This window comes from Brevundimonas sp. Marseille-Q4549, from assembly GCF_976940555.1.
The window spans coordinates 3,013,693-3,033,042 of the sequence record NZ_CDRHXG010000001.1; the positions used below are offsets into that span (position 1 = coordinate 3,013,693).

Sequence of the window (19,350 nt, forward strand, 5' to 3'; positions counted from 1 at the left end):
ATCGGGGCCGACGCGGATCAAGGCCGCCGCAACGCCCGTCGCAGCCCACCCAACAGGCCTCAAGTAGGCCGAAGGCCGATAGGCCCACAAAAAGAATATGCCAGACGGCCTGTAAGCCGGGTTCTGTTCCGCCCCGAGAGGCGGCGACGATCATTCCTCTGGACCGGCCATTGCTGACCGGTTCTCGCGACCTACCCGGACATCCGGGGCGGTGAACCCCTGCGGGCGGACCCGCGCGATGTCCCTATTTGGTCTTGCTCCAGGCGGGGCTTGCCATGCCGTCCCTGTCGCCAGGTCCGCGGTGGGCTCTTACCCCACCCTTTCACCCTTCCCGGCCTCGCAAGGCCGGAGGTTTGCTTTCTGTGGCGCTATCCCTCGGGTCGCCCCGGGCGGAAGTTATCCGCCGCCTTTTCACCGTGGAGCCCGGACTTTCCTCGACGGACGCGAAGTCCGCCGCGACCGCCCGGCCGTCTGACGAGGCGCTAGATGCGCGATGGGGGCGGCAAGGTCAATCCAGCACGCCCGTCACGCTCTCGGCGCTGGCCAACTGCAACAGGCCGACCAGGCGGGCGCGGGTTTCGCCGTCAGCGACGCCGTCGATGCGCGACGGTCGCCAATGGCGCTGGAAGGCGCGGACGGTGGTTTCGGTCTCGGCGTCATAGTCGCCGCCGGGCTTCAGCCCGTAGCCCAACCGGTGCAGGCCGGCGCGCAGCACCATGGGGCCAAGCCCCTCGTCGCCCTTTTGCAGCAGACCGCCAAGCGCCTTGATCCGCTCGGGCGCCGGTTCGAACCACAGGCCGTGGCCGGCCTCGGCCAGACGCTTCCAGGGGAACAGTTCGCCGGGGTCTTCCTTGCGGTCCGGCGCCAGATCGGAGTGGGCGATGATGCGGCTGTCGGGGATGGTCCAACGGCTGCGAATATCGCCGATCAGGGCGATGACGGCCGCGACCTGAGCGTCGGGAAAGGCGCGATAGCCGAACGCGTGGCCCGGATTGACGATCTCGATCCCGACCGAGGCGCCGTTGCAGTCGTCCTGCCCCTGCCAGACGCCGCGACCGGCGTGCCAGGCCCGGCGTTCCTCGGGAACCAGTTGAAAGACGCGCCCGTCCTCCTCGACCAGATAGTGGGCCGAGACCTGGGCCGCCGGATCGCGCAGGCGCGCCAGAGCCGCCTCTCCGCTCTCCATGCCGGTATAGTGCAGCACCAGCATGTCGGGCGGCGCCCGGCGTTCATTGAAGTTGGGCGAGGGCGCCGCGATCAGATCGACCATGGAGACAGGTCTCAGCGGCCGTCGCGCTCCCAGCCGTAGGCGACCCAGGCGCCGTCCACCTTGCGCGCCTCGATCACGTCTCCGTCGCCGGCGCGACGGCGCGGCGTCAGGTTGCGGCGGGCGCGCATCACCAGGCCGACCAGGAAGACCAGCACCCCGGCGAACAGGGCGATCACCGCGACGGCGGCGGCGGTGAAGACCGCCAGGACCGCGCCGACGGCCATGGCCGCGACGGTGGCGACCAGACCGCCCAGCCACATCACCGAGGCCACGAGACCGTTGGGACGGCGACGCGAGGCAAGACCGACGGCGGCGAGACGTTCAGACTGGAACATGGATCATCCTTGGCTGGCGTTTGCGGGAAACGCCGAAGTCCCAATGTCGGTCCATCGGGCCGCCTGGTCAATGGCGGCCCCCGTCACGGCTGCGTGCGGCGGATCGGCGCGGCGGCGGATCAGAACGTCGGCTGGTCGGCCAGAACGACGGCGCCCTGGCTGCGCATCCGGTCGCTGTCGATGCGGCGCATGATCGTCTGGGCCTGCGGATCGGCCATGACGCCGCCCAGCATGACCAGGGCCTTGGCCGCCTCGGTCTGGACGCCGAACATCTCCGAGATGGCCTCCCAGGTCGACTTGGGCTTGGGGAAATGGCGGAAGCGCACGGACTCGTTGGCCGGAATCTTCGCCAGTTCCTTGGCCTTGGCCACCGCCTCGGTCAGGCCGCCCAACTGGTCGACGAGGCCCAGGGGCAGGGCCTGAGAGCCGGTCCAGACGCGGCCCTTGGCGATTTCACGCACCCGCTCCGCCGGCAGTTTGCGGCCGATCGAGACCCGGGTGACGAAGTCGTCGTAGATACGGTCCATCTGCCCCGCGAAGGCCGCGCGCTGCGCCGGTGTGAAGGACTGGGTAGGCGAGAAGGCGTCGGCGTATTGTCCGCCGACCGACAGTTCGCGCATGTCCACGCCGAACCGACCGAGGGCGTCGGCCAGCACGAACTTGCCGCCGAACACCCCGATGGAGCCCGTCAGGGTCGAGGGCTGGGCCACGATCCAGTCGGCCTGGGAGCTGATCCAGTAACCGCCCGAGGCGGCGTAGGCGCCCATGGACACCACGACCGGCTTGCCTGCCGCCCGCGCCGCCTTGACCGCCGCCAGTATCTGCTCGGACGCTTCGGGAGAGCCGCCGGGCGAAGAGACGCGGAAGACGATGGCCTTCACCGACTTATCGGCGATGGCGTCGTAGATGGCCTCGGCCGTGTCGTCGGAATGGATGCTGGAGCCGCCGCCGAAGCCGCCGTTCCCGCCACGCCCGGTGACGATGGCCCCTTCCCCGCCGACGATGGCGATGGCGTTTCGGCCCGAGCCGGTGCGGGCGCCCTTTTCCGAGACGTATTTGTCGAACTCGACGATTTCGGCGCCCTTGCCCGCGCGGGTCTTCACGGCGGCCTCGGCCTCCTCGACCTGGCCGACCTTGTCGATCAGCTTGTTCGCCAGCGCCTGTTCGGCGGTGTAGGGCCCGGCCTCTATGGTCGTGCGCAGGGCCTCCAGCGTCGTCTTGCGGTCCTTGGCGACATAGCCCAGGGCGTTGTCATAGAGCGCCGTCATCCAGGCGGTCATCGCCTCGCGGTGCGGGCCGGTGTAGTCGCTCTGCGTATATTCGTTGACGGCGTTCTTGTATTCGTAACGCTGCTCGAACTCCGGCTTGACGCCGTATTTCTGGAAGGCGCGGCCCAGGAACAGGCTGTCGGCCGAGAAGCCCGTGGCCTGGAAGCCGGCGGTGTTCTGCATCCACAGCTCCGAAGCGGCGGCGCCCACCATATAGGTCGACATCACCGCGCCCGATGGCGCGAAACCCTGGCTGTGGGCGATCACCGGCTTGTCCGTGGCGCGGAAGCGCAGCACGGCCTGACGCAGTTCGTCGGCGGTCGCGGGGGTCATGCCGCTTTCCGGCAGACGGATCAGCAGGGCCTTGACGCTGGGATCGGCGCCCGCCTGAGCGAGGCCGTCCACCACCTCCGTCACCGACAGGCTGGACCCGCCGAAGGCCGAGAAGGGGTTGGTCGAGGGCTGGTCGCTGATCCCTTCGCGCAGGTCCAGCTCCAGCACCGAGGCCGTCGGCAGGGTCGGCTTGGACGATCCGGCGACGGCGACCGTCACCAACACCACGGGAATGACGACAAGGAACAGGATCAGCCCGGTGAAGACACCCAGGACCGTCAGGAAGAATTGCTTCATGGGAGAAGGCGCGCTCGCAAAGGCCGGAAATGGCCAGACCTCAGCATAGGCGCGGATCGTCGCCGGTCAAAGGGCGCGTCCGGATACGAAAAGGCCCGCCGTTTCCGACGGGCCTTCCCAAGGTCTGATCGGGTGATCAGCGGACGATGTCGTAGACGCCGTTCACATCGATCCGCACCGACATCTCGCCAGCCGAGACGGGAGTCGAATCCGCCATCTGGGCGCGGGCGAACATGGCCACCGGCATCGGCGGCGACGGGGGCGTATAGCCGCCGCCCTCGCTCAGGCTGCGCACGCCGCCCAGTTGGACGCCCAGGGCGCGGGCGTACAGCTGCGCCTTGGCCTGCAGGGCGCGAACGGCCAGTTCCCGGGCCTGGTTCTCGGCGGTCGAAGGATCCTTGAGACCAAAACTGATTCCGTCGATCTGATTGACCCCGGCGGCCACCACCGCGTCGGCGGTCGTGCCGACCTTGCTCAGATCGTTGATCCGCGCCGACACCCGGTTCGTCGCCTGATAGCCGCGCAGCTTGGGCGGTTGGTTCTCTTGATAGTCGTACTGGGCCTGCAGGTTCAGGCCAGAGGTCTGGATGTCGCGTTCGGCGACGCCCGCACGGCGCAGGGCCTGCATGACCTGGGTCATGCGCGCGGCGTTGTCGCGCATGGCGGCGGCGGCGGTCGGCGCCTCGGTCTGCACGCCGAAGGTGATGGTCGCCATGTCCGGCGCCACCTTGACCTCGCCATAGGCCGACAGGTTCAGGGCGGGCGCGGTCTGCATGATCTGGACGGTTCCGGGCTGAGCCGCCGTCTGGGCGGCGGAGGGGGTGGCGACGGCGGCCAGGGCGACGGCGGCGGTCATGGCCCCGCCCAGCGCCAGGCCCTTCAGCGAAGCGGTTTTCATCAATCGGTTCATGGTGGGGAAATCTCCGTAATCGTCCTGAGCGGCGTGTTCGCCGATCCATGGCCGCAACCTTGGCCTTTCGAGCCTGAATGAACGCCGCCGTCCCGCGCCGGTTTCCGTTCATCTTCGTGAATTCGCCGAAAGCCGCGCGGCGCTCATGTGGCGCTTGGCATGTGGCGCTTGGCAAGCCCGCCCCGCCCCTGCTAGGCGGTGGCCTCCGCCGGCCAAGGCGCTGGGGGCCTGTAGCTCAATGGTTAGAGCCGACCGCTCATAACGGTCTGGTTGGGGGTTCGAGTCCCTCCGGGCCTACCACTCCCCTCCATTCGATCAAAACCTTCATCTGAATCGGAACGGCCCGGCCGGTCGGTGGTTTTCCGGAACGATCATGGAGAACACGATGACCGACACCCACACCCCCTCGCCGGAAGAGATCAAGCACGTCCAGGACGAGGCGGAGGATCTGGAAGACCGCGCCAAGCGCGACGGCGTCCTGCCTGATGACGAGGCCGAAGGCGACGGCGTGGGACCGCAGACCGGCATCGTCCCCTGAAAGACCACGGCGGCCCGAAGGCCGCCGTTTTCATTTTCGCCTCAGGTGACTTTCTTGGCCACGGTGAAGCCCAAGGCCAGGAAGACCGCGAACACGATCAGCGCCAGGACAGCCAGGAATTTGGCGATGCCGGCCGCAGCGCCCGCAATGCCCGTGAAGCCGAGGAGGCCCGCGATGACGGCGACCACGGCGAAGATCAAAGCCCATTTCAACATTGTCGTCTCCTTTGGAAGGCAGAACGACGCAAATCGGCCGACGTTCCGGCGGGGCTCCCCTCATCGATCCGGTCAGCCTATATGAGCGGCGCCGAACGAAGGAGTTCCCATGGCCTATGTCGCCCGCATCGACCGCCCTGCCGACAAGGCCGCCCGTTACGCCGAGGTCGAGGCGGAGATTCTGGCGGTGCTGGACGGCGAACCCAATCTGACGGCGCGGATGGCGACAGTCGCCTCCATGCTCGCGGACGCCTTCGATCATTTCTTCTGGACCGGCTTCTATGTGGTCGCGCCGGACAGGGCGGACGAACTGGTGGTCGGCCCCTATCAGGGGACGCTGGGCTGCCTGCGCATCGCCTTCGGGCGCGGGGTGTGCGGAACCGCCGCCGCGACGCGCCGGACCCAGATCGTGGAGGATGTTCACGCCTTCCCGGGCCACATCGCCTGCGACAGCCGCTCGGCCAGCGAGATCGTCGTGCCCGTGCTGGACGGAGAGGGCCAACTGATCGCCGTGTTCGACGTCGATGCGACGGAAAAGGCGGCTTTCGACGCCGATGATCAGGTCGCGCTGGAGCGGCTGATGGCCAAGGTCTTCGGCCGGGGTTGAGACGCGGCTTCTGGCGCGCTTTAAGCCGGACAAACGGAGGATGACATGTCGGAACGGGTCGTCGCCATCACGGGCGGGCACGGGGTCTTGGGCAAGGCTGTGCTGGACGCCGCGATGCAAGCCGGGCTGAAGGTCGCGGTCATCGATCACGCCCAGGGTCACGCGGTCCCGGAAGGGGTGTTGGAGGTCGGGGGCGTGGATCTGACCGACGCCGATCAGGCGCAGAAGGCGGTGGATGCGGTGATCGCGCGCTTCGGGCGGCTGGACGCCCTGTTGAACATCGCCGGCGGCTTCGTCTGGCAGACGCTGGACGACGCCGCCCCGGCCTGGGACCGGATGCACGCCCTGAACGTGACCACGGCGCTGAACGCCAGCCGCGCCGCCCTGCCTGCGCTGAAGGCCTCGCCCGAGGGACGGATCGTCAACGTCGGTTCGGCCGCCGCCCTGAAGGCCGGCGCCGGCATGGGCGCCTATGGGGCCGCCAAGGCGGGGGTGCACGCCCTGACCCAGAGCCTGGCGGAGGAGCTGAAATCCACCTCGGTCACGGTCAACGCCGTCCTGCCGTCGATCATCGACACCCCCGCCAACCGCAAGGACATGCCCGACGCCGATCCGGCGACCTGGGTCGCGCCGGACGACCTGGCCCAGGTCATCCTGTTCCTGGCCTCGCCCGAAAGCCGGGCGATGACGGGCGCCCTGACGCCCGTGACGGGTCGGCTGTGATGCGCGCCGATCGCGTCCGCAGCGTCCTCTATCTGCCCGCCTCGAACCCCCGCGCGATCGAGAAGGCCCGCACTCTGGATTGCGACGTGGCCGTTCTGGACCTGGAAGACGCCGTCGCCCCGGACCGCAAGATCGAGGCGCGGGCCGCCGCCGTCGCGGCCCTTCGTCAGGGCGGCTTCACACCGCAAGTGGGCGTGCGGATCAACGCCCTGGGCACGCCCTGGGGGAGCGACGACGCCGCCGCTCTGGCCGAGGCGGGAGCCGATCTGATCGTCGCCCCCAAGGTGGAGACGCCGGAAGCCGTCCACGCCCTGTCGGCCGCCCTGCCCCGCGACGCCCGACTGTGGGCCATGATCGAGACGCCGCGCGCCCTGTTGAACCTGACCGAGATCGCCGCCGCCGGGGGCGCCCTGGACGGGCTGATGCTGGGGGTCAATGATCTGGCCAAGGCCCTGGGGACGGGGGCTTCGGCGGACCGCGAACCGTTCAAGCCATGGCTGGCGATGGTCGTCGCCGTGGCCCGCGCGCATGGTCTTTTGGCCCTGGACGGCGTGTTCAACAGGATCGACGACGCCGAGGGTCTGGCGGCCGAGGCGGCGCAGGGGCGGCTTTACGGCTACGACGGCAAGAGCCTGATCCACCCCTCCCAGATCGCCGCGACCAACCGGGCCTTTTCGCCGTCCGAAACCGAAATCGCCCAGGCGCGCGCGGTCGTGGCGGCCTTCGCGGCGGACGGCGCCCAGGGGCTGGGCGCCATACAGGTCGACGGCGCCATGGTCGAACGACTGCATCTGGATCAGGCCCGCGCCCTGCTGGCGCGCGCGAACGCCGCCTGAGGCCGCAGTTTCGTCCCCCTTGCGACACCGCGCCGCCTTGCGCATTCCAAATCGCCGCACCAACTGCAAGGCCTACCGCCAGACGATTTACAGCCCACGACAGGAGCCCTGATGCCGCATGCCGACAGCCTGATTCTCACCCTGGTCGGGGGCTTCGTCCTCGCCTTCGTGCTCGGCATGTTGGCCAATCGGCTGAAACTGTCTCCCCTCGTCGGCTATCTGGTCGCCGGCGTGATCGTGGGGCCGCATACCGCCGGCTTCGTCGCCGACACCGAACTGGCGCCGCAACTGGCCGAGATCGGCGTCATCCTGCTGATGTTCGGGGTCGGGCTGCACTTCTCGCCCAAGGATCTGATGCAGGTGCGCAAGGTCGCCATTCCCGGCGCCCTGGTGCAGATCGCCTCGGCCACCGTCATGGGCTGGGCGCTGGGGCGGTTCGCCCTGGGCATGAGCGACGTCGAGGGCCTGCTGATGGGCTTCGCCCTGTCGGTCGCCTCCACCGTCGTGCTGATGCGGGCGCTGGAAGAGCGTCGGCAGAACAAGGGCGAGATCGGCCGCATCGCCGTCGGCTGGCTGATCGTCGAGGACCTGGTGATCGTCATCGCCCTGGTGATGCTGCCGATGATCATCATGCCGGCGGGCCAGACGATCGACGGCGGCGCCCTGGCGCTGAACATCGGCTGGACCCTGCTGAAGGTCGCGGCGTTCGTCCTTGTCATGCTGTATGTCGGCGGCAAGGCCCTGCCCTGGCTGCTGGTGCGGATCGCCCACACCAAGTCGCGCGAACTGTTCACCCTGGGCGTCCTGTCCATCGCATTGGGCATCGCCTGGGTGGCCTATTATCTGTTCCACTCCTTCGCCCTGGGCGCCTTCCTGGCCGGGCTGGTGCTGAACGGCACGCCCCTGGGCCACAATGCGGCCGAGCGGTCGTTGCCGCTGCGCGACGCCTTCGCCGTGCTGTTCTTCGTCTCGGTGGGGATGTTGTTCGATCCGTCGATCCTGGTGAAGGCGCCGCTGGCGGTGGCGGGCGTCATCGGCATCGTCGTGGTCGGCAAGACCCTGGCCGCCCTGGTCATCACCACGGTGTTCAAGCTGGATCGCAAGACCAGCCTGACCGTCGCCGCCAGCCTGGCCCAGATCGGGGAATTCAGCTTCATCCTGGCCGCCCTGGGCATGACCCTGGGCGCCATGAGCCAGGAAACCCACGACCTGATCCTGGCCGCCGCCCTGATCTCGATTACGCTGCACCCCTTCGTGTTCAAGCTGATCGACCGGATGGGCGCCGCGCCCGATCCGGCCCGCATCGCCCGCGCCGAAGCCAAAGAGCAGGCGGCCGAAGCGGCGGCCCAGTCCGCCGCCGGTCATTGACCCCTCGCCAGGGGACGCCGCAGGGGCGGCCTTGGCCCGCCCGGCGCAGAGGATTAAGGTGGCGGGCATGACGCTCGAGCCCGACGCCGCGACCCTGCATTATGGAGACGGAGAATTCGCCGTCCTGAAGCCGGGCCGTTTCGTCCGCTGTGCAGTGACGGACCGTCCCATCCCGCTGGAGACCCTGCGGTACTGGAGCGTCACCCGCCAGGAACCCTACGCCAGCCCGGCCGAGTACGCGCAGCGCCTGAAGTCGGGCGGATGATTCCGTCCCGCCGCGCGATGATCGGCGGCCTGGGCGCGGCTCTTTGCATTCCCGCCGCCGCGCGCGCCGTTCCCGAGCGGCAGATCCCGCCCCTGGTGATGAACGGCGCCTGGCGCCAGGGCGGCTACGCCTTCGGGCGGACCACGCCCGGCGCCCTGGTCCTGGTGGACGGCGAGGCCCTGACCGCCGCCTCTCCCACCGGCCTGTTCGTGGTCGGGTTCGACCGCGACGCGGGACCCCGCACCGAGATCGAGGTCAGGACCGACGCCGGCTCCGCCCGCCAGGCGCTGGACATCGCACCCTACGCCTTTCCCTCCACCCGCATCGACGGCCTTCCGCCCGCGACGGTGGAGCCCAGCGACCCCGCGCTTCTGGCCCGCATCCAGCAGGAGGTCGCCCTGAAGGCCGAGGGCTTCACCAGCCGGGCCGAGACCGACGATTTCCGCGACGGCTTCGTCTGGCCGCTGGAGACCTATCGCATCTCCAGCGCCTGGGGGGCGCAGCGGGTGCTGAACGGAACGCCCGCGCGGCCCCACTATGGCGTCGATCTGGCGGCCCCGACCGGGACCGTGATCCGCGCGCCGGCCGACGGGCGGGTGGCCTTCGTCCGGCCCGACATGCATTTCGAGGGCGGTCTGACCCTGATCGACCACGGACAGGGCCTGATCACCTGCTATCTGCACCAGTCGCGACTGGACGTGGAACTGGGCCAGCGCGTCCGGCGTGGAGAAGCCCTGGGGCGGGTCGGGATGAGCGGACGCGCCACCGGCCCGCATCTGTGCTGGCGGATGAAGTGGCGCGACCGCAACATGGACCCGTCGCTGATGGTGGGCGCCCGATCGCCCCAGGCGCGGGCCTGACGGAAGGTTGCGCTTGTCGCTCTACGTAGCATCCCTTACGCTGAGCCGTCATTTCGCTGCGGATGCCGATGTCGTCGCTACAGTCCCTCAACATTCTGCTGGTGGACGACAGTCAGCACATGCGCGCCATCGCCGTCGCCGTCCTGCATTCGGCAGGCGTGCGCACCGTCCATGAAGCCCCCGACGGAACGGCAGGCTACGAAATTCTCCGCCGACACCCCGTCGATCTGGCCATCATCGACTTCAACATGTTTCCGATGGACGGCGTCGCGTTCACGCGACTGGTCAGAACCGGGCCCAACAGTCCGAACACCTATCTGCCGATCATCATGATGACGAGCCACTCCGAGCCCAGCCGCGTGTGCGAGGCCCGCGACGCCGGCGTGACGGAGTTCGTGGCCAAGCCGATCAGCGCCAAGGCGGTGCTGGACCGCATCAACGCCGCCATCTTCAAACCGCGCCCCTTTGTGAAGACCGAGACCTATTTCGGGCCATCGCGCCGCCGCCGAGACCTGGAGGGCTATGAGGGGCCGTTTCGGCGCGCATCGGACGCCAGGCGGTCGTCCAGCGCCGCGTAAACACGGTCGGGCCACCGCTTGTGGACCCAGAACCAGTCCTCTGGAACCTCGCGCACGCGATCCTCGACGAAGGTGTTGGCCGCCTGGACCCCAGCCAGGATGTCGGCCGCCCTGTCGCCGGTGCCGGGAACCTTGATCGGCGCGTGGACGGTCACACGGAACCGCACGCCCGGCAGGCGCACCACCGACAGGGGCAGCATCACCGTGTCGAACTTCAGCGCCAGCCGCGCCGCGCCCGGCGAGGCGTTGACGGGCTGGCCGAAGAACTGAACCTCCGGCCCCTGGTTGTATTTCTGATCGACCAGGAGGGCGATGGAATCGCCGCGCTTCATCCCCGCCATCAGCTCGCGCGTGCCGTCGCCCTTGGGCGCGAAAAGGCGGATGCCGTACCGTTCGCGGCTCTTGCGGATCAGGGCGTCGACGTAAGGGTTGTTGGCCGCGCGATAGGTCACTTGGCACGGGACGCCCGCGGCCATGATGACCGCCGCCATCACCTCGAAATTGGCCAGATGGCCCGAGATCAGCACTGCCGGCTTGCCGCTGTCGCGCAGGGCGTGCAGCCGTTCCAGCCCCACCACCTCGACCCGGCCGCCCTCGGGCGTCAGCCGGTCCATCACCGCCAGTTCGGCGAAGGTGCGCCCGGTACGATCCCACTGTTCGCGGGCCAGGGCGTCGCGGCGATCCGGCGTCAGGTCGGGAAAGGCGATGCGCAAATTGCGGATCACGGTCTTTTGCGTGCCGGTCAGCGGCCCCAGGGTGCGCAGCAGCCAGCCGCCCAGCCCCGACGCCCGCTCCACGCCCAACAGCCGCAGAAATCCGAACAGCGCCTGGAAGCCCAAGGCCTCCAGACGCCAGATCAGATCTTGCTTCCAGTCTTTTGCGCTACCGCCCTTCGGGCTGGTTGAGCGCGCGTCTTCACCAGGCAATCGTCAATCCACCGTCCACCACAAGGGTCTGTCCGGTCACATAGGCCGAGGCAGGGCTGCACAGATAGACCGCCGTGCCCGCGATTTCATCCGGCTGGCCGATCCTTTTCAGCGGCGCGGGCTCCGTCACCGTCTTCAGCAGCTCGGGGTTCTCCCAAAGATATTTGGCGAAGTCGGTCTGAACCAAGCCCGGCGCGATGCAGTTGACCCGCACGTTCGACGGCCCCCATTCCACGGCCAGGTTCCGCACCAGCTGCATGTCCGCCGCCTTGGAGATGTTATAGGCGCCGATCAGGGCGTTGCCACGAAGCCCGCCGATGGACGAGATCACCAGGATCGCCCCGTCCTTGCGCTCCACCATCTGCGGCGCGACCATCTGGATCAGCCAGTGGTTCGAGATGACGTTATTCTGCAGAATCTTCTCGAACTGATCGTCGGCGATGCCCGCCATCGGCCCGGCGTAGGGATTGGTCGCGGCGTTGCAGACCAGGATGTCGATCTGGCCGAAGGCGGCGTTGGTCTTATCGACCAACCGCTGCAGGTCTTCCTTCGAGGCGATGTTGGCGGGAACCGCAATGGCGCGGCCCGCTCCGTATTTGCCGTTGATCTCGGCGGCGACCTCTTCGCACGGCCCGGCCTTGCGCGAGGAAATGACGACCTTGGCGCCGTGTTCGGCCAGCCGTTCGGCGATGGCCTTGCCGATTCCGCGCGACGAGCCGGTGATGATGGCGACCTTGCCGGTCAGATCGAACAGTTCCATGGCGTTCCCGTATGTTTCTGCGGGGATATTTATCGCCCCGCTCTAGCCGAATGATATTGATAGCCTGATACTCGGGCGATTCCATCCGGGAGTGGCCGACCGCCAGCCGATGCGCAACGTAACAACGGGCTTTCTGTATTTCGCCTATCTGTTCCTCGGCATGACCGTGGGCGCCTTCCTGTGGCGCGCGGGGCTGGGGATCGGCGCGGGCGTGGCCGGAACCCTGGGCGCGCTGGGCCTGCTGGGCGCCTTCCACGGCATCGTCACGGGCATCGCCGAGCGCCGCGCCCTGAAGAAGGAGATCGCCCAGGTCCGCGAGGCGCACCGCCTGCTGGCCGATGCGATGGAATCGACCCAGGGCGCCCTGACCGAACTGGCCCACGCCATCGAGAGCGGCGTCCTGTCCGACACCGATGCCCTGACCGGCGAGGTGCGGATGCTGGAATCCCTGGTCCAGCAGATAAGCGAGAGCATCGACGAACGGCTGGCGGCCGCGCCCCACATCGGCGCCGAAACCTTCGAGGGCCGTCGTCAGGCCCAGTCCAACGTCCTTCTGCGCACCATCCACGAGGCGCTGAGCGAAGGGCGCGTGGACCTGTATCTGCAGCCGGTCGTCTCCCTGCCGCAGCGCCGGACCATCTTCTACGAGAGCTTCACCCGCCTGCGCGACGCCACCGACCGGGTGATGATGCCGGCGGAATATCTGTCGCTGGCCGAGGGCGAGGGGCTGGTGCCGGCCATCGACAACCTGCTGCTGTTCCGCTGCGCCCAGATCGTGCGGCGGCTGGCGCGTCAGGATCGCAAGGTCGGCGTCTTCTGCAACGTGGCCCTGACCTCGTTGGGCGACGAGACCTTCTTCCCGCAGTTCCTGGACTTCCTGTCCGAGAACCGCGACCTGAACCAGGCGCTGATCTTCGAACTGGGCCAGGCGACCTTCGATGCGCGCGGGGCGGTCGAGGCGCGCAACATGGCCAAGCTGGCCGACCTGGGCTTCCGCTTCTCGCTGGACAAGGTGCAGACGCTGGACCTGGACTTCGCCGATCTGCAGAGGTCCGACGTCAAGTTCATCAAGGTCGCCGCCGACCTGATGATCGAACAACTGCTGGACCTGGACGGCGGCGCGCCCCTGCGCTCCATGCCCGACATCCAGGCCGCCGACTTCGCCGCTCTGACCCGCCGCTACGGTGTCGAGGTCATCGCCGAAAAGGTCGAGAACGAACGCCAGGTCGTCGACATTCTCGAACTGGACGTCGGCATGGGCCAGGGCCACCTGTTCGGCGAACCCCGCGCCATCAAGGAACAGGTGCTGGCCGAAACCGACCCTCCGGCCGACTTCCTGCGCTCCACCCTGCGCAGCGCCGAGCAGCGTCGGCGTTACAGTTAGTCATGGTCTTTCGGATTGCCGGTTCGCTTTTCGTGTGCGTGCTGCTGTCCGCTTGCAGTTCGGAGCCGACATTCTTGGAGTCAGACCGAACGCACACTCTTGAATGCCTGTCTGATGAGGCTGTCGATCTTAGGCTGAGAACATTCGGCGGCGGCAAGGTGCTTGAGTTTAGCAGCTCCACATTGAAACCTATCCGACTACAGTTCGTGCGCGGATGGATCGCTGAAGATTACTATCGCGGCGATGGCGTCGAAGCCTGGGTAGACCCGGAGATTCGATTGAGTTTCACCGACGGTCGCCAGATCGGTCCGTGTAACTAACGAGTGGCCGCCATGCCTTCTCCGGCAAGACGAGAAGAGCTAAGGACCAGCCCCATGACCCTTCCCCACGCCCTGCCTCATCTCGGCGCCGTCGCCGGCGACTATGACGTCCTGCTCTGCGACGTGTGGGGCGTGATCCATAACGGCCGCGAAAGCTGGCCCGGCCCGTGCGAGGCCCTGACGCGGTTCAATGCCCGGGGCGGGCATGTGGTGCTGATTTCCAACTCGCCGCGCCCGGCCTCGGACGTCGTGGCCCAACTGGATGGGCTGGGGGTGCCGCGCACGGCGTGGAAGGCTTTCGTCACCTCGGGCGACGCCACGCGCGCCGAACTGGCCAAGCGGGCGCCCGGCCCGGCCTGGATCGTGGGTCCCGAACGCGACGCCCCCCTTTACGCCGGACTGGGGCTGGAGCGCGCCGCCAGCGCCGAGGACGCCGCCTTCATCTCCGTCACCGGCCCGGTGGACGACACCACCGAGACGCCCGAAGACTATCGCGAACGGTTCGCCGTCGGGGCCGCGCGCGACATCGAACTGATCTGCGCCAACCCGGACCGGGTGGTGCAACGCGGCGACCAGTTGATCTATTGCGGCGGGGCGCTGGCCGATCTGTATGCCTCCCAGGGCGGCCGCGTGGTCATGGCGGGCAAACCCTATTCGCCCATCTATGATCTGGCGATCAAGGAGGCGGAGACGCTGCTGGGCCGACCCGTCGATCGCTCGCGCGTCCTGTGCATCGGCGACGGCGTCGTAACCGACGTGATGGGCGCAAACGCGCAAGGGCTGGACTGCCTGTTCATCGCCCAGGGCATCCACGGCGACCAGGCCAAGGGCGAAGACGGCGCCCTGGATCCCGCCCGCGCCGCCGAACTGCTGAAGGCGGAAACGACCTACGCCCGATACGCAGCGCTGGAACTGAACTGGTAAGGCTCGCCATTTTGTCGCACGGCGGCTAAAGCCTCGATCATGGTCGATTTGGTTCAGCAGCATCCGTCCGGTGGTTACATCCTGGACGAACTTCACGTCGGCATGGCGGCCGAGAAAATCGTCGTGGCGACGGAGGATCGCATCCGCCTGTTCGCCGAGGCGTCCGACGACTTCAATCCCGTGCATCTGGACGAAGCCTTCGCCGCCAAGACCGCCTATCGCGGGCGGATCGCCCACGGCCTGCTGAGCGCCTCGTTCGGGTCGGCGGTGGTGGGGACCATCCTGCCGGGCGCCGGCTCCATCTACATCTCCCAGACCCTGGCCTTCCATCAGCCGGTGCGGATCGACGACGTCGTGCGCATCCTGATCACGGTGATCGAGGTCGAGGCCGAGAGCGCGCGGGTCAAGCTGAGCTGCGAAGGCTTCGTGGGCGAGACAATGATCATGGACGGCGTGGCGGTGGTCCGCGTGCCTCGCCGGCGCAAGCCCTCGGCCCGCTGACGTGCAGGTCGTCGGCGACTGGCGCGAACTGCCGGACGCGCTGAAGGGCGCGGCGGTCGCGGTCGGCGCCTTCGACGGCGTCCACCGGGGCCATCGGGCCGTCATCGCCAGCGCGCGCGAGGCCGCCGAACGGCTGGGCGCGCCGCTGGGCGTGGTCAGTTTCGATCCCCATCCCCGCCGCTGGTTCCAGAAGGACGCCGCGCCCTTTCGCCTGATGACGGCCGACCAGATGGGCGAGGCTCTGGCCCCCCTGGGCGTCGATATCCTGTATCTGCTGCCGTTCGACGCCGAGATGGCCGGCATGACCGACGCCGCCTTCGCCGAACGCGTACTGGCCGACGGCCTGGGCGTTCGGCACGCGGCGGTCGGCTTCGACTTCACCTTCGGCAAGGGACGCTCCGGCTCGCCCGAAGCCTTGCGCGCCTATGGCGAGCGGCTGGGTTTCACCGTGTCGGTCGTCGACCGGCTGGACGACGCGGATGGGCTGAAGCTGTCGTCCAGCGCCGTGCGCGAGGCGTTGAAGGCCGGCGACATGACCCGCGCCGCCGCCATTCTGGGCCGCCCCTTCGCCATTCGCGGCACGGTGATCCACGGTGACAAGCGCGGGCGCACCATCGGCGTGCCGACCGCCAATATCGAGATGGGCGACTATATGCGCCCGGCCTATGGCGTCTATGCCACCCGCACCCGCCTGCCCGACGGTCGGGTGATCGACGGCGTCGCCAGCCTGGGCGTTCGGCCGATGTATGCGCTGGAGACCCCGCTGCTGGAGGTCTGGCTGTTCGACTTCGACGAGGATCTTTATGGCCGGACGCTGGACACGCAGTTGATCGGCTGGCTGCGCGGCGAGGAGACGTTCGACGGTCTGGACGCGCTGAAGACCCAAATCGCCGCCGACGCGGCGGCGGCGCGGGCGGTTCTCAAACGGTCATAGGGGCCGAAGCTCGGCAGCGAACCGCTTCCAGTTCTGCACATAATGTTCGGCCGACATCTGCAGCACGGCGATCTGGGCTGGATCGCGTTCGCGCACCACCCGGCCCGGCTGCCCCATGACCAGACTGTTGTCGGGGATGACCTTGCCCTCGGGGATCAGGGTGTTGGCGCCGATCAGGCAATTCCGTCCGATCTTGACCCCGTTCAGGATCACCGAGCCGATGCCGATCAGGCTGTAGTCCCCGATCTCGCAGCCGTGCAGCATCACCTGATGACCCACCGTCACGCCGCGCCCGATCAGCAGAGGCGACCCCAGGTCGGTATGCAGGACGCTGCCGTCCTGAATGTTGCTGTCCGGCCCCACTGTGATCGGATCGTTGTCGCCGCGCAGCACGGCACCGAACCAGACGCTGGCGTTGGTGTGGAGAATCACATTCCCTATCACCGATGCATTCGGCGCCACCCAGTATTCGCCCTCCGGCGGAAGCTGGGGTTTGCTGTCGCCCAAGGTGTAAAGTGTCATCCGGACACCGCCTAATCTTTGGAAAATAATGGCTTTAACGGAACGCTAACCACGTTAGCATCATTCTGTTGATGCGATTCGCGGGTCGCCATTTCGGCCTCGAATCCGAAACCGGATCAAGTGCGATCCGGTCAATTGTCGGGGCTGTCGCTTGGGGCGTTGGGATCCTGGTTCGGTTGTTCGGCGGCGGGCGCATCCCGTTGCGGACGGCCCTGCTGTCGATCCGGGCGGCCATGGCGCAGGCCGCGACCCTTTCCTCCCCAAGACCACACAAGGCGGAACCCGTTCGGGTCCGCCTTTTTTCATGCCCTGGAGGCGTCCATGACCAAGCGTGCTGCAACCAAGCGTCAAACGCGTGAAAACGGAATCCTGGATTCGCGTGATTTCATGGAGGAGTCGAAAGTTCGCCGGCTGCACGCCGCGAACGGCGGCGGTCGCGCGGGCTGGTCGCCCTATCCGTCGAACGACGATCGCGACCAGGGCTATCTGAAGACGCTGAAGCCCAAGTCTGACGGTCAGGCCGAGTTGATGGAGGCCATGGACCATCACAACCTGATCATGGCGCTGGGGCCGGCAGGCACGGGCAAGACCTATCTGGCCGTGGCCAAGGCGGTCGAGGCGCTGGAGGCGGGCAAGGTGGGGCGCATCGTCCTGAGCCGTCCGGCGGTCGAGGCCGGCGAATCCATCGGCTTCCTGCCCGGCGACATGGAAGACAAGCTGGCCCCCTATCTGCGCCCCCTGTACGACGCCCTGTCGGACCGGCTGTCGATGAAGCGGGTCAAGGCCCTGATGGCCGAAGGCCTGATCGAGATCGCGCCGATCGGCTACATGCGCGGGCGCACCCTGAACAACGCCTTCATCGTCGTGGACGAGGCGCAGAACTGCACCTACGTCCAGCTGAAGATGCTGCTGACGCGCCTGGGTTGGCACTCCACCATGGTGGTGACAGGCGATCCGCAGCAGTCGGACCTGCTGCCCGGCATCTCCGGCCTGGCCGACATCTCGGCGCGGCTGGAAGCGGTCGACGACATCGCCGTGGTGCGCCTGGCCGAACAGGACATCGTGCGTCACCCGCTGGTCGCCTCGATGATCGGCGTGCTGTAGCGCGACTTCGCCGCCGCGTGGTGATTTCGCCTTGTGGCGAGGAGGACCGTCGGGCCTACTGACGGTCCTCTTTTCGTTTCCGCCCAAGGACAAGCGCGATGATCCCGTTCGGCCGCCCGCCTCGTTCCACCGCCGCCCTCGCCGCCCTGATCGCCGGCGCGTTCGTGATCGCCGGCCCGGCCCCGACCCTGGCCCAGACCTCGGCCCAGCCCCAAACGGCGCCCGAGGCCGCCGCTCGCGCCTTGCATGAGCGCCTCCTGGTGCTGGACACCCACCTCGACACCCCCGCCAATCTGGTCAAGCCGGGCTGGAACATCCTGGATCGCCACAGTGCGACCGAGGACGGATCCCAGGTCGACTATCCCCGCATGGTCGAGGGCGGGCTGGATGGCGGCTGGTGGGCCGTCTATTCCTCACAAGGCCCGCTGACGCCAGAGGCGAACGCCGCCTCCCTCGCGGTGGCCCAGGCGCGCATCGCCGCCATCCGCGCCCTGGCGACCGACCATCCGGACAAGTTCGGCCTGGCCCTTCGCGCCGCCGACGCCGCGCCCATCGCCGCCTCGGGCCGGCGGGTGGTCTTCATCTCCATGGAGAACGCCTATCCCCTGACCGGCCGTCCGGATCAGGTCCAGGCCTTCTACGATCAGGGTCTGCGGATGATCAGCCTGGTCCATTTCGCCAATAACGAACTGGCGGATTCGGCGACCGATCCGGCCGGTCCGCGCTGGCATGGCCTCAGTCCCGCCGGGCGGCGCATGGCGGCCCAGGCCAATCGCCTGGGCATGGTGATCGACGCCTCCCATGCCTCCGACGACGTGTTCGACCAGTTGATCGCCTATTCCGCGACGCCGATCATCCTGTCCCACTCGGGCCCGCGCGACGTCTACGACCATCCGCGCAACATCGACGACGCGCGACTGCGCCGCCTGGCGGCCTCGGGCGGCGTCATCCAGATCAATGCCCTCGGCGCCTATCTGAAGGCCCTGCCCGAGACGCCTGAGCGCACCGCCGCCCTGGCCGCCCTCCGCCAGGAGTTCGGCCCGGCCCCCGCTCGCACGCCCGAGCAGAACGCCGCCTATCAGACCCGCATGCGCGCCCTGAACCAGCAGCATCCGCCCGCCCAGGCGGATTTCGAGGACTTCATCGCCCATCTGCTGCACGCCCTGGCCGTCGCCGGTCCGCGCCATGTCGGCGTCGGCGCCGATTGGGACGGCGGCGGCGGCGTCAGCGGCATGAACGACGTCTCGGCCTTGCCGCGCGTCACCGAACGACTGCTGGCCGAGGGCTATTCCGAGGATGACCTCGCCGCCATCTGGTCCGGCAACGCCCTGCGCCTGCTGAAACAGGCCGAGGACTACGCCGCGTCGCTGAAGTAGGCCTTCAGGCCGAGAGGATGCTGTCGCGCTGTTCGGTCAGCATCCGCCGTCCACGGTGTTCGGGTTCGCGCGGAAAGGTCGTCCGGTCGTGCGGTCGCATGGGCCGGCTGAGGTCCCGCACCAGCCCCTGATCGCGCGGATGGGAAGGGCGGACAAGGTCGAGGGCGGGATCGGGAAGGCGCACGGCAACCTCCGT

23 protein-coding genes, 1 tRNA gene and 1 other RNA gene are annotated in these 19,350 nt (G+C 68.0%); 15 read left to right on the forward strand and 10 right to left on the reverse strand.

Features of this window, described 5'->3' with window-relative positions:
• Positions 1-96 precede the first annotated feature (96 nt).
• The 5 genes from rnpB to ACWPV3_RS15100 all read right to left on the reverse strand — a co-directional run bounded on the left by rnpB (position 97) and on the right by ACWPV3_RS15100 (position 4,401).
• Positions 97-475, reverse strand: an RNA gene (gene rnpB / locus ACWPV3_RS15080) — RNase P RNA component class A.
• Between the two features lie 33 nt (positions 476-508).
• On the reverse strand, positions 509-1,270 hold the full coding sequence (locus tag ACWPV3_RS15085) for an N-acetylmuramoyl-L-alanine amidase (RefSeq protein WP_453978343.1): 762 nt from the start codon (positions 1,268-1,270) through the stop codon (positions 509-511).
• An 11-nt stretch (positions 1,271-1,281) separates the two neighbouring features.
• Positions 1,282-1,605: a hypothetical protein gene (locus ACWPV3_RS15090; RefSeq protein ID WP_292088969.1), complete on the reverse strand. Its 324-nt coding sequence runs from the start codon at positions 1,603-1,605 to the stop codon at positions 1,282-1,284.
• A 119-nt stretch (positions 1,606-1,724) separates the two neighbouring features.
• Positions 1,725-3,503 (reverse strand): signal peptide peptidase SppA, encoded by a 1,779-nt coding sequence (gene sppA / locus ACWPV3_RS15095; RefSeq protein ID WP_313452683.1) that lies wholly within the window; start codon positions 3,501-3,503, stop codon positions 1,725-1,727.
• A 136-nt stretch (positions 3,504-3,639) separates the two neighbouring features.
• The gene (locus ACWPV3_RS15100) at positions 3,640-4,401 is read right to left on the reverse strand and encodes an SIMPL domain-containing protein (RefSeq protein ID WP_453978344.1); all 762 of its coding nucleotides are present in this window, start codon (positions 4,399-4,401) and stop codon (positions 3,640-3,642) included.
• 236 nt (positions 4,402-4,637) lie between these two features.
• Between ACWPV3_RS15100 and ACWPV3_RS15105 the strand changes: the two genes are divergently transcribed.
• A tRNA-Ile gene (locus ACWPV3_RS15105) sits at positions 4,638-4,713 on the forward strand.
• Positions 4,714-4,798: 85 nt separating this feature from the next.
• Complete coding sequence (locus ACWPV3_RS15110) at positions 4,799-4,951, forward strand: hypothetical protein (RefSeq protein WP_312734175.1); 153 nt, start codon at positions 4,799-4,801, stop codon at positions 4,949-4,951.
• A 41-nt stretch (positions 4,952-4,992) separates the two neighbouring features.
• On the opposite strand, the gene ACWPV3_RS15115 is transcribed toward ACWPV3_RS15110, so the two are convergent.
• Positions 4,993-5,166, reverse strand: coding sequence for a DUF1328 domain-containing protein (locus ACWPV3_RS15115; RefSeq protein ID WP_312734177.1), 174 nt, complete (start codon positions 5,164-5,166; stop codon positions 4,993-4,995).
• 109 nt (positions 5,167-5,275) lie between these two features.
• Between ACWPV3_RS15115 and ACWPV3_RS15120 the strand changes: the two genes are divergently transcribed.
• The 7 genes from ACWPV3_RS15120 to ACWPV3_RS15150 all read left to right on the forward strand — a co-directional run bounded on the left by ACWPV3_RS15120 (position 5,276) and on the right by ACWPV3_RS15150 (position 10,403).
• The gene (locus ACWPV3_RS15120) at positions 5,276-5,773 is read left to right on the forward strand and encodes a GAF domain-containing protein (RefSeq protein ID WP_453978345.1); all 498 of its coding nucleotides are present in this window, start codon (positions 5,276-5,278) and stop codon (positions 5,771-5,773) included.
• Positions 5,774-5,818: 45 nt separating this feature from the next.
• Positions 5,819-6,496 carry an SDR family NAD(P)-dependent oxidoreductase gene (locus tag ACWPV3_RS15125; RefSeq protein WP_453978346.1) on the forward strand — a complete coding sequence of 226 codons (678 nt, stop codon included), beginning with the start codon at positions 5,819-5,821 and terminating at the stop codon, positions 6,494-6,496.
• Complete coding sequence (locus ACWPV3_RS15130) at positions 6,496-7,332, forward strand: HpcH/HpaI aldolase/citrate lyase family protein (protein WP_453978347.1); 837 nt, start codon at positions 6,496-6,498, stop codon at positions 7,330-7,332. The genes ACWPV3_RS15125 and ACWPV3_RS15130 overlap by 1 nt, the downstream gene beginning before the upstream one ends.
• 111 nt (positions 7,333-7,443) lie before the next feature.
• Positions 7,444-8,700, forward strand: a complete 1,257-nt coding sequence (locus tag ACWPV3_RS15135) for a cation:proton antiporter domain-containing protein (RefSeq protein WP_453978348.1) — start codon at positions 7,444-7,446, stop codon at positions 8,698-8,700.
• 67 nt (positions 8,701-8,767) lie between these two features.
• Positions 8,768-8,965, forward strand: coding sequence for a DUF2093 domain-containing protein (locus tag ACWPV3_RS15140; RefSeq protein ID WP_453978349.1), 198 nt, complete (start codon positions 8,768-8,770; stop codon positions 8,963-8,965).
• Complete coding sequence (locus tag ACWPV3_RS15145; RefSeq protein ID WP_453978350.1) at positions 8,962-9,825, forward strand: M23 family metallopeptidase; 864 nt, start codon at positions 8,962-8,964, stop codon at positions 9,823-9,825. The genes ACWPV3_RS15140 and ACWPV3_RS15145 overlap by 4 nt, the downstream gene beginning before the upstream one ends.
• A 68-nt stretch (positions 9,826-9,893) precedes the next feature.
• Positions 9,894-10,403, forward strand: coding sequence for a response regulator (locus tag ACWPV3_RS15150; protein ID WP_292088958.1), 510 nt, complete (start codon positions 9,894-9,896; stop codon positions 10,401-10,403).
• Here the strand turns inward: ACWPV3_RS15150 and ACWPV3_RS15155 are convergent.
• Positions 10,346-11,329: a lysophospholipid acyltransferase family protein gene (locus ACWPV3_RS15155; protein ID WP_453978351.1), complete on the reverse strand. Its 984-nt coding sequence runs from the start codon at positions 11,327-11,329 to the stop codon at positions 10,346-10,348. The genes ACWPV3_RS15150 and ACWPV3_RS15155 overlap by 58 nt on opposite strands.
• A complete protein-coding gene (locus ACWPV3_RS15160) occupies positions 11,319-12,089 on the reverse strand; it encodes an SDR family NAD(P)-dependent oxidoreductase (protein WP_453978352.1) in 771 nt (256 codons plus the stop codon). The genes ACWPV3_RS15155 and ACWPV3_RS15160 overlap by 11 nt, the downstream gene beginning before the upstream one ends.
• Before the next feature lie 109 nt (positions 12,090-12,198).
• Between ACWPV3_RS15160 and tipF the strand changes: the two genes are divergently transcribed.
• The 4 genes from tipF to ACWPV3_RS15180 all read left to right on the forward strand — a co-directional run bounded on the left by tipF (position 12,199) and on the right by ACWPV3_RS15180 (position 16,152).
• On the forward strand, positions 12,199-13,473 hold the full coding sequence (gene tipF, locus ACWPV3_RS15165; RefSeq protein ID WP_453978354.1) for a flagella assembly cyclic-di-GMP phosphodiesterase TipF: 1,275 nt from the start codon (positions 12,199-12,201) through the stop codon (positions 13,471-13,473).
• 374 nt (positions 13,474-13,847) lie between these two features.
• On the forward strand, positions 13,848-14,717 hold the full coding sequence (locus ACWPV3_RS15170; RefSeq protein ID WP_453978355.1) for a TIGR01459 family HAD-type hydrolase: 870 nt from the start codon (positions 13,848-13,850) through the stop codon (positions 14,715-14,717).
• 39 nt (positions 14,718-14,756) lie between these two features.
• Positions 14,757-15,218 carry a MaoC family dehydratase gene (locus ACWPV3_RS15175; protein ID WP_453978356.1) on the forward strand — a complete coding sequence of 154 codons (462 nt, stop codon included), beginning with the start codon at positions 14,757-14,759 and terminating at the stop codon, positions 15,216-15,218.
• A gap of 1 nt (position 15,219) precedes the next feature.
• Positions 15,220-16,152 carry a bifunctional riboflavin kinase/FAD synthetase gene (locus tag ACWPV3_RS15180; protein WP_453978357.1) on the forward strand — a complete coding sequence of 311 codons (933 nt, stop codon included), beginning with the start codon at positions 15,220-15,222 and terminating at the stop codon, positions 16,150-16,152.
• On the opposite strand, the gene ACWPV3_RS15185 is transcribed toward ACWPV3_RS15180, so the two are convergent.
• The gene (locus ACWPV3_RS15185; RefSeq protein ID WP_292088952.1) at positions 16,147-16,674 is read right to left on the reverse strand and encodes a gamma carbonic anhydrase family protein; all 528 of its coding nucleotides are present in this window, start codon (positions 16,672-16,674) and stop codon (positions 16,147-16,149) included. The two genes, ACWPV3_RS15180 and ACWPV3_RS15185, sit on opposite strands and share 6 nt — an antisense overlap.
• A 309-nt stretch (positions 16,675-16,983) precedes the next feature.
• On the opposite strand from ACWPV3_RS15185, the gene ACWPV3_RS15190 reads away from it, so the two are divergent.
• Both ACWPV3_RS15190 and ACWPV3_RS15195 read left to right on the forward strand, forming a co-directional pair.
• Positions 16,984-17,778, forward strand: a complete 795-nt coding sequence (locus tag ACWPV3_RS15190) for a PhoH family protein (RefSeq protein ID WP_453978543.1) — start codon at positions 16,984-16,986, stop codon at positions 17,776-17,778.
• A gap of 98 nt (positions 17,779-17,876) precedes the next feature.
• Positions 17,877-19,154 (forward strand): dipeptidase, encoded by a 1,278-nt coding sequence (locus tag ACWPV3_RS15195; protein WP_453978358.1) that lies wholly within the window; start codon positions 17,877-17,879, stop codon positions 19,152-19,154.
• A 4-nt stretch (positions 19,155-19,158) separates the two neighbouring features.
• Here ACWPV3_RS15195 and ACWPV3_RS15200 read toward each other — a convergent pair whose 3' ends face one another.
• Positions 19,159-19,338 (reverse strand): hypothetical protein, encoded by a 180-nt coding sequence (locus tag ACWPV3_RS15200; protein ID WP_453978359.1) that lies wholly within the window; start codon positions 19,336-19,338, stop codon positions 19,159-19,161.
• Between the last annotated feature and the right edge of the window lie 12 nt (positions 19,339-19,350).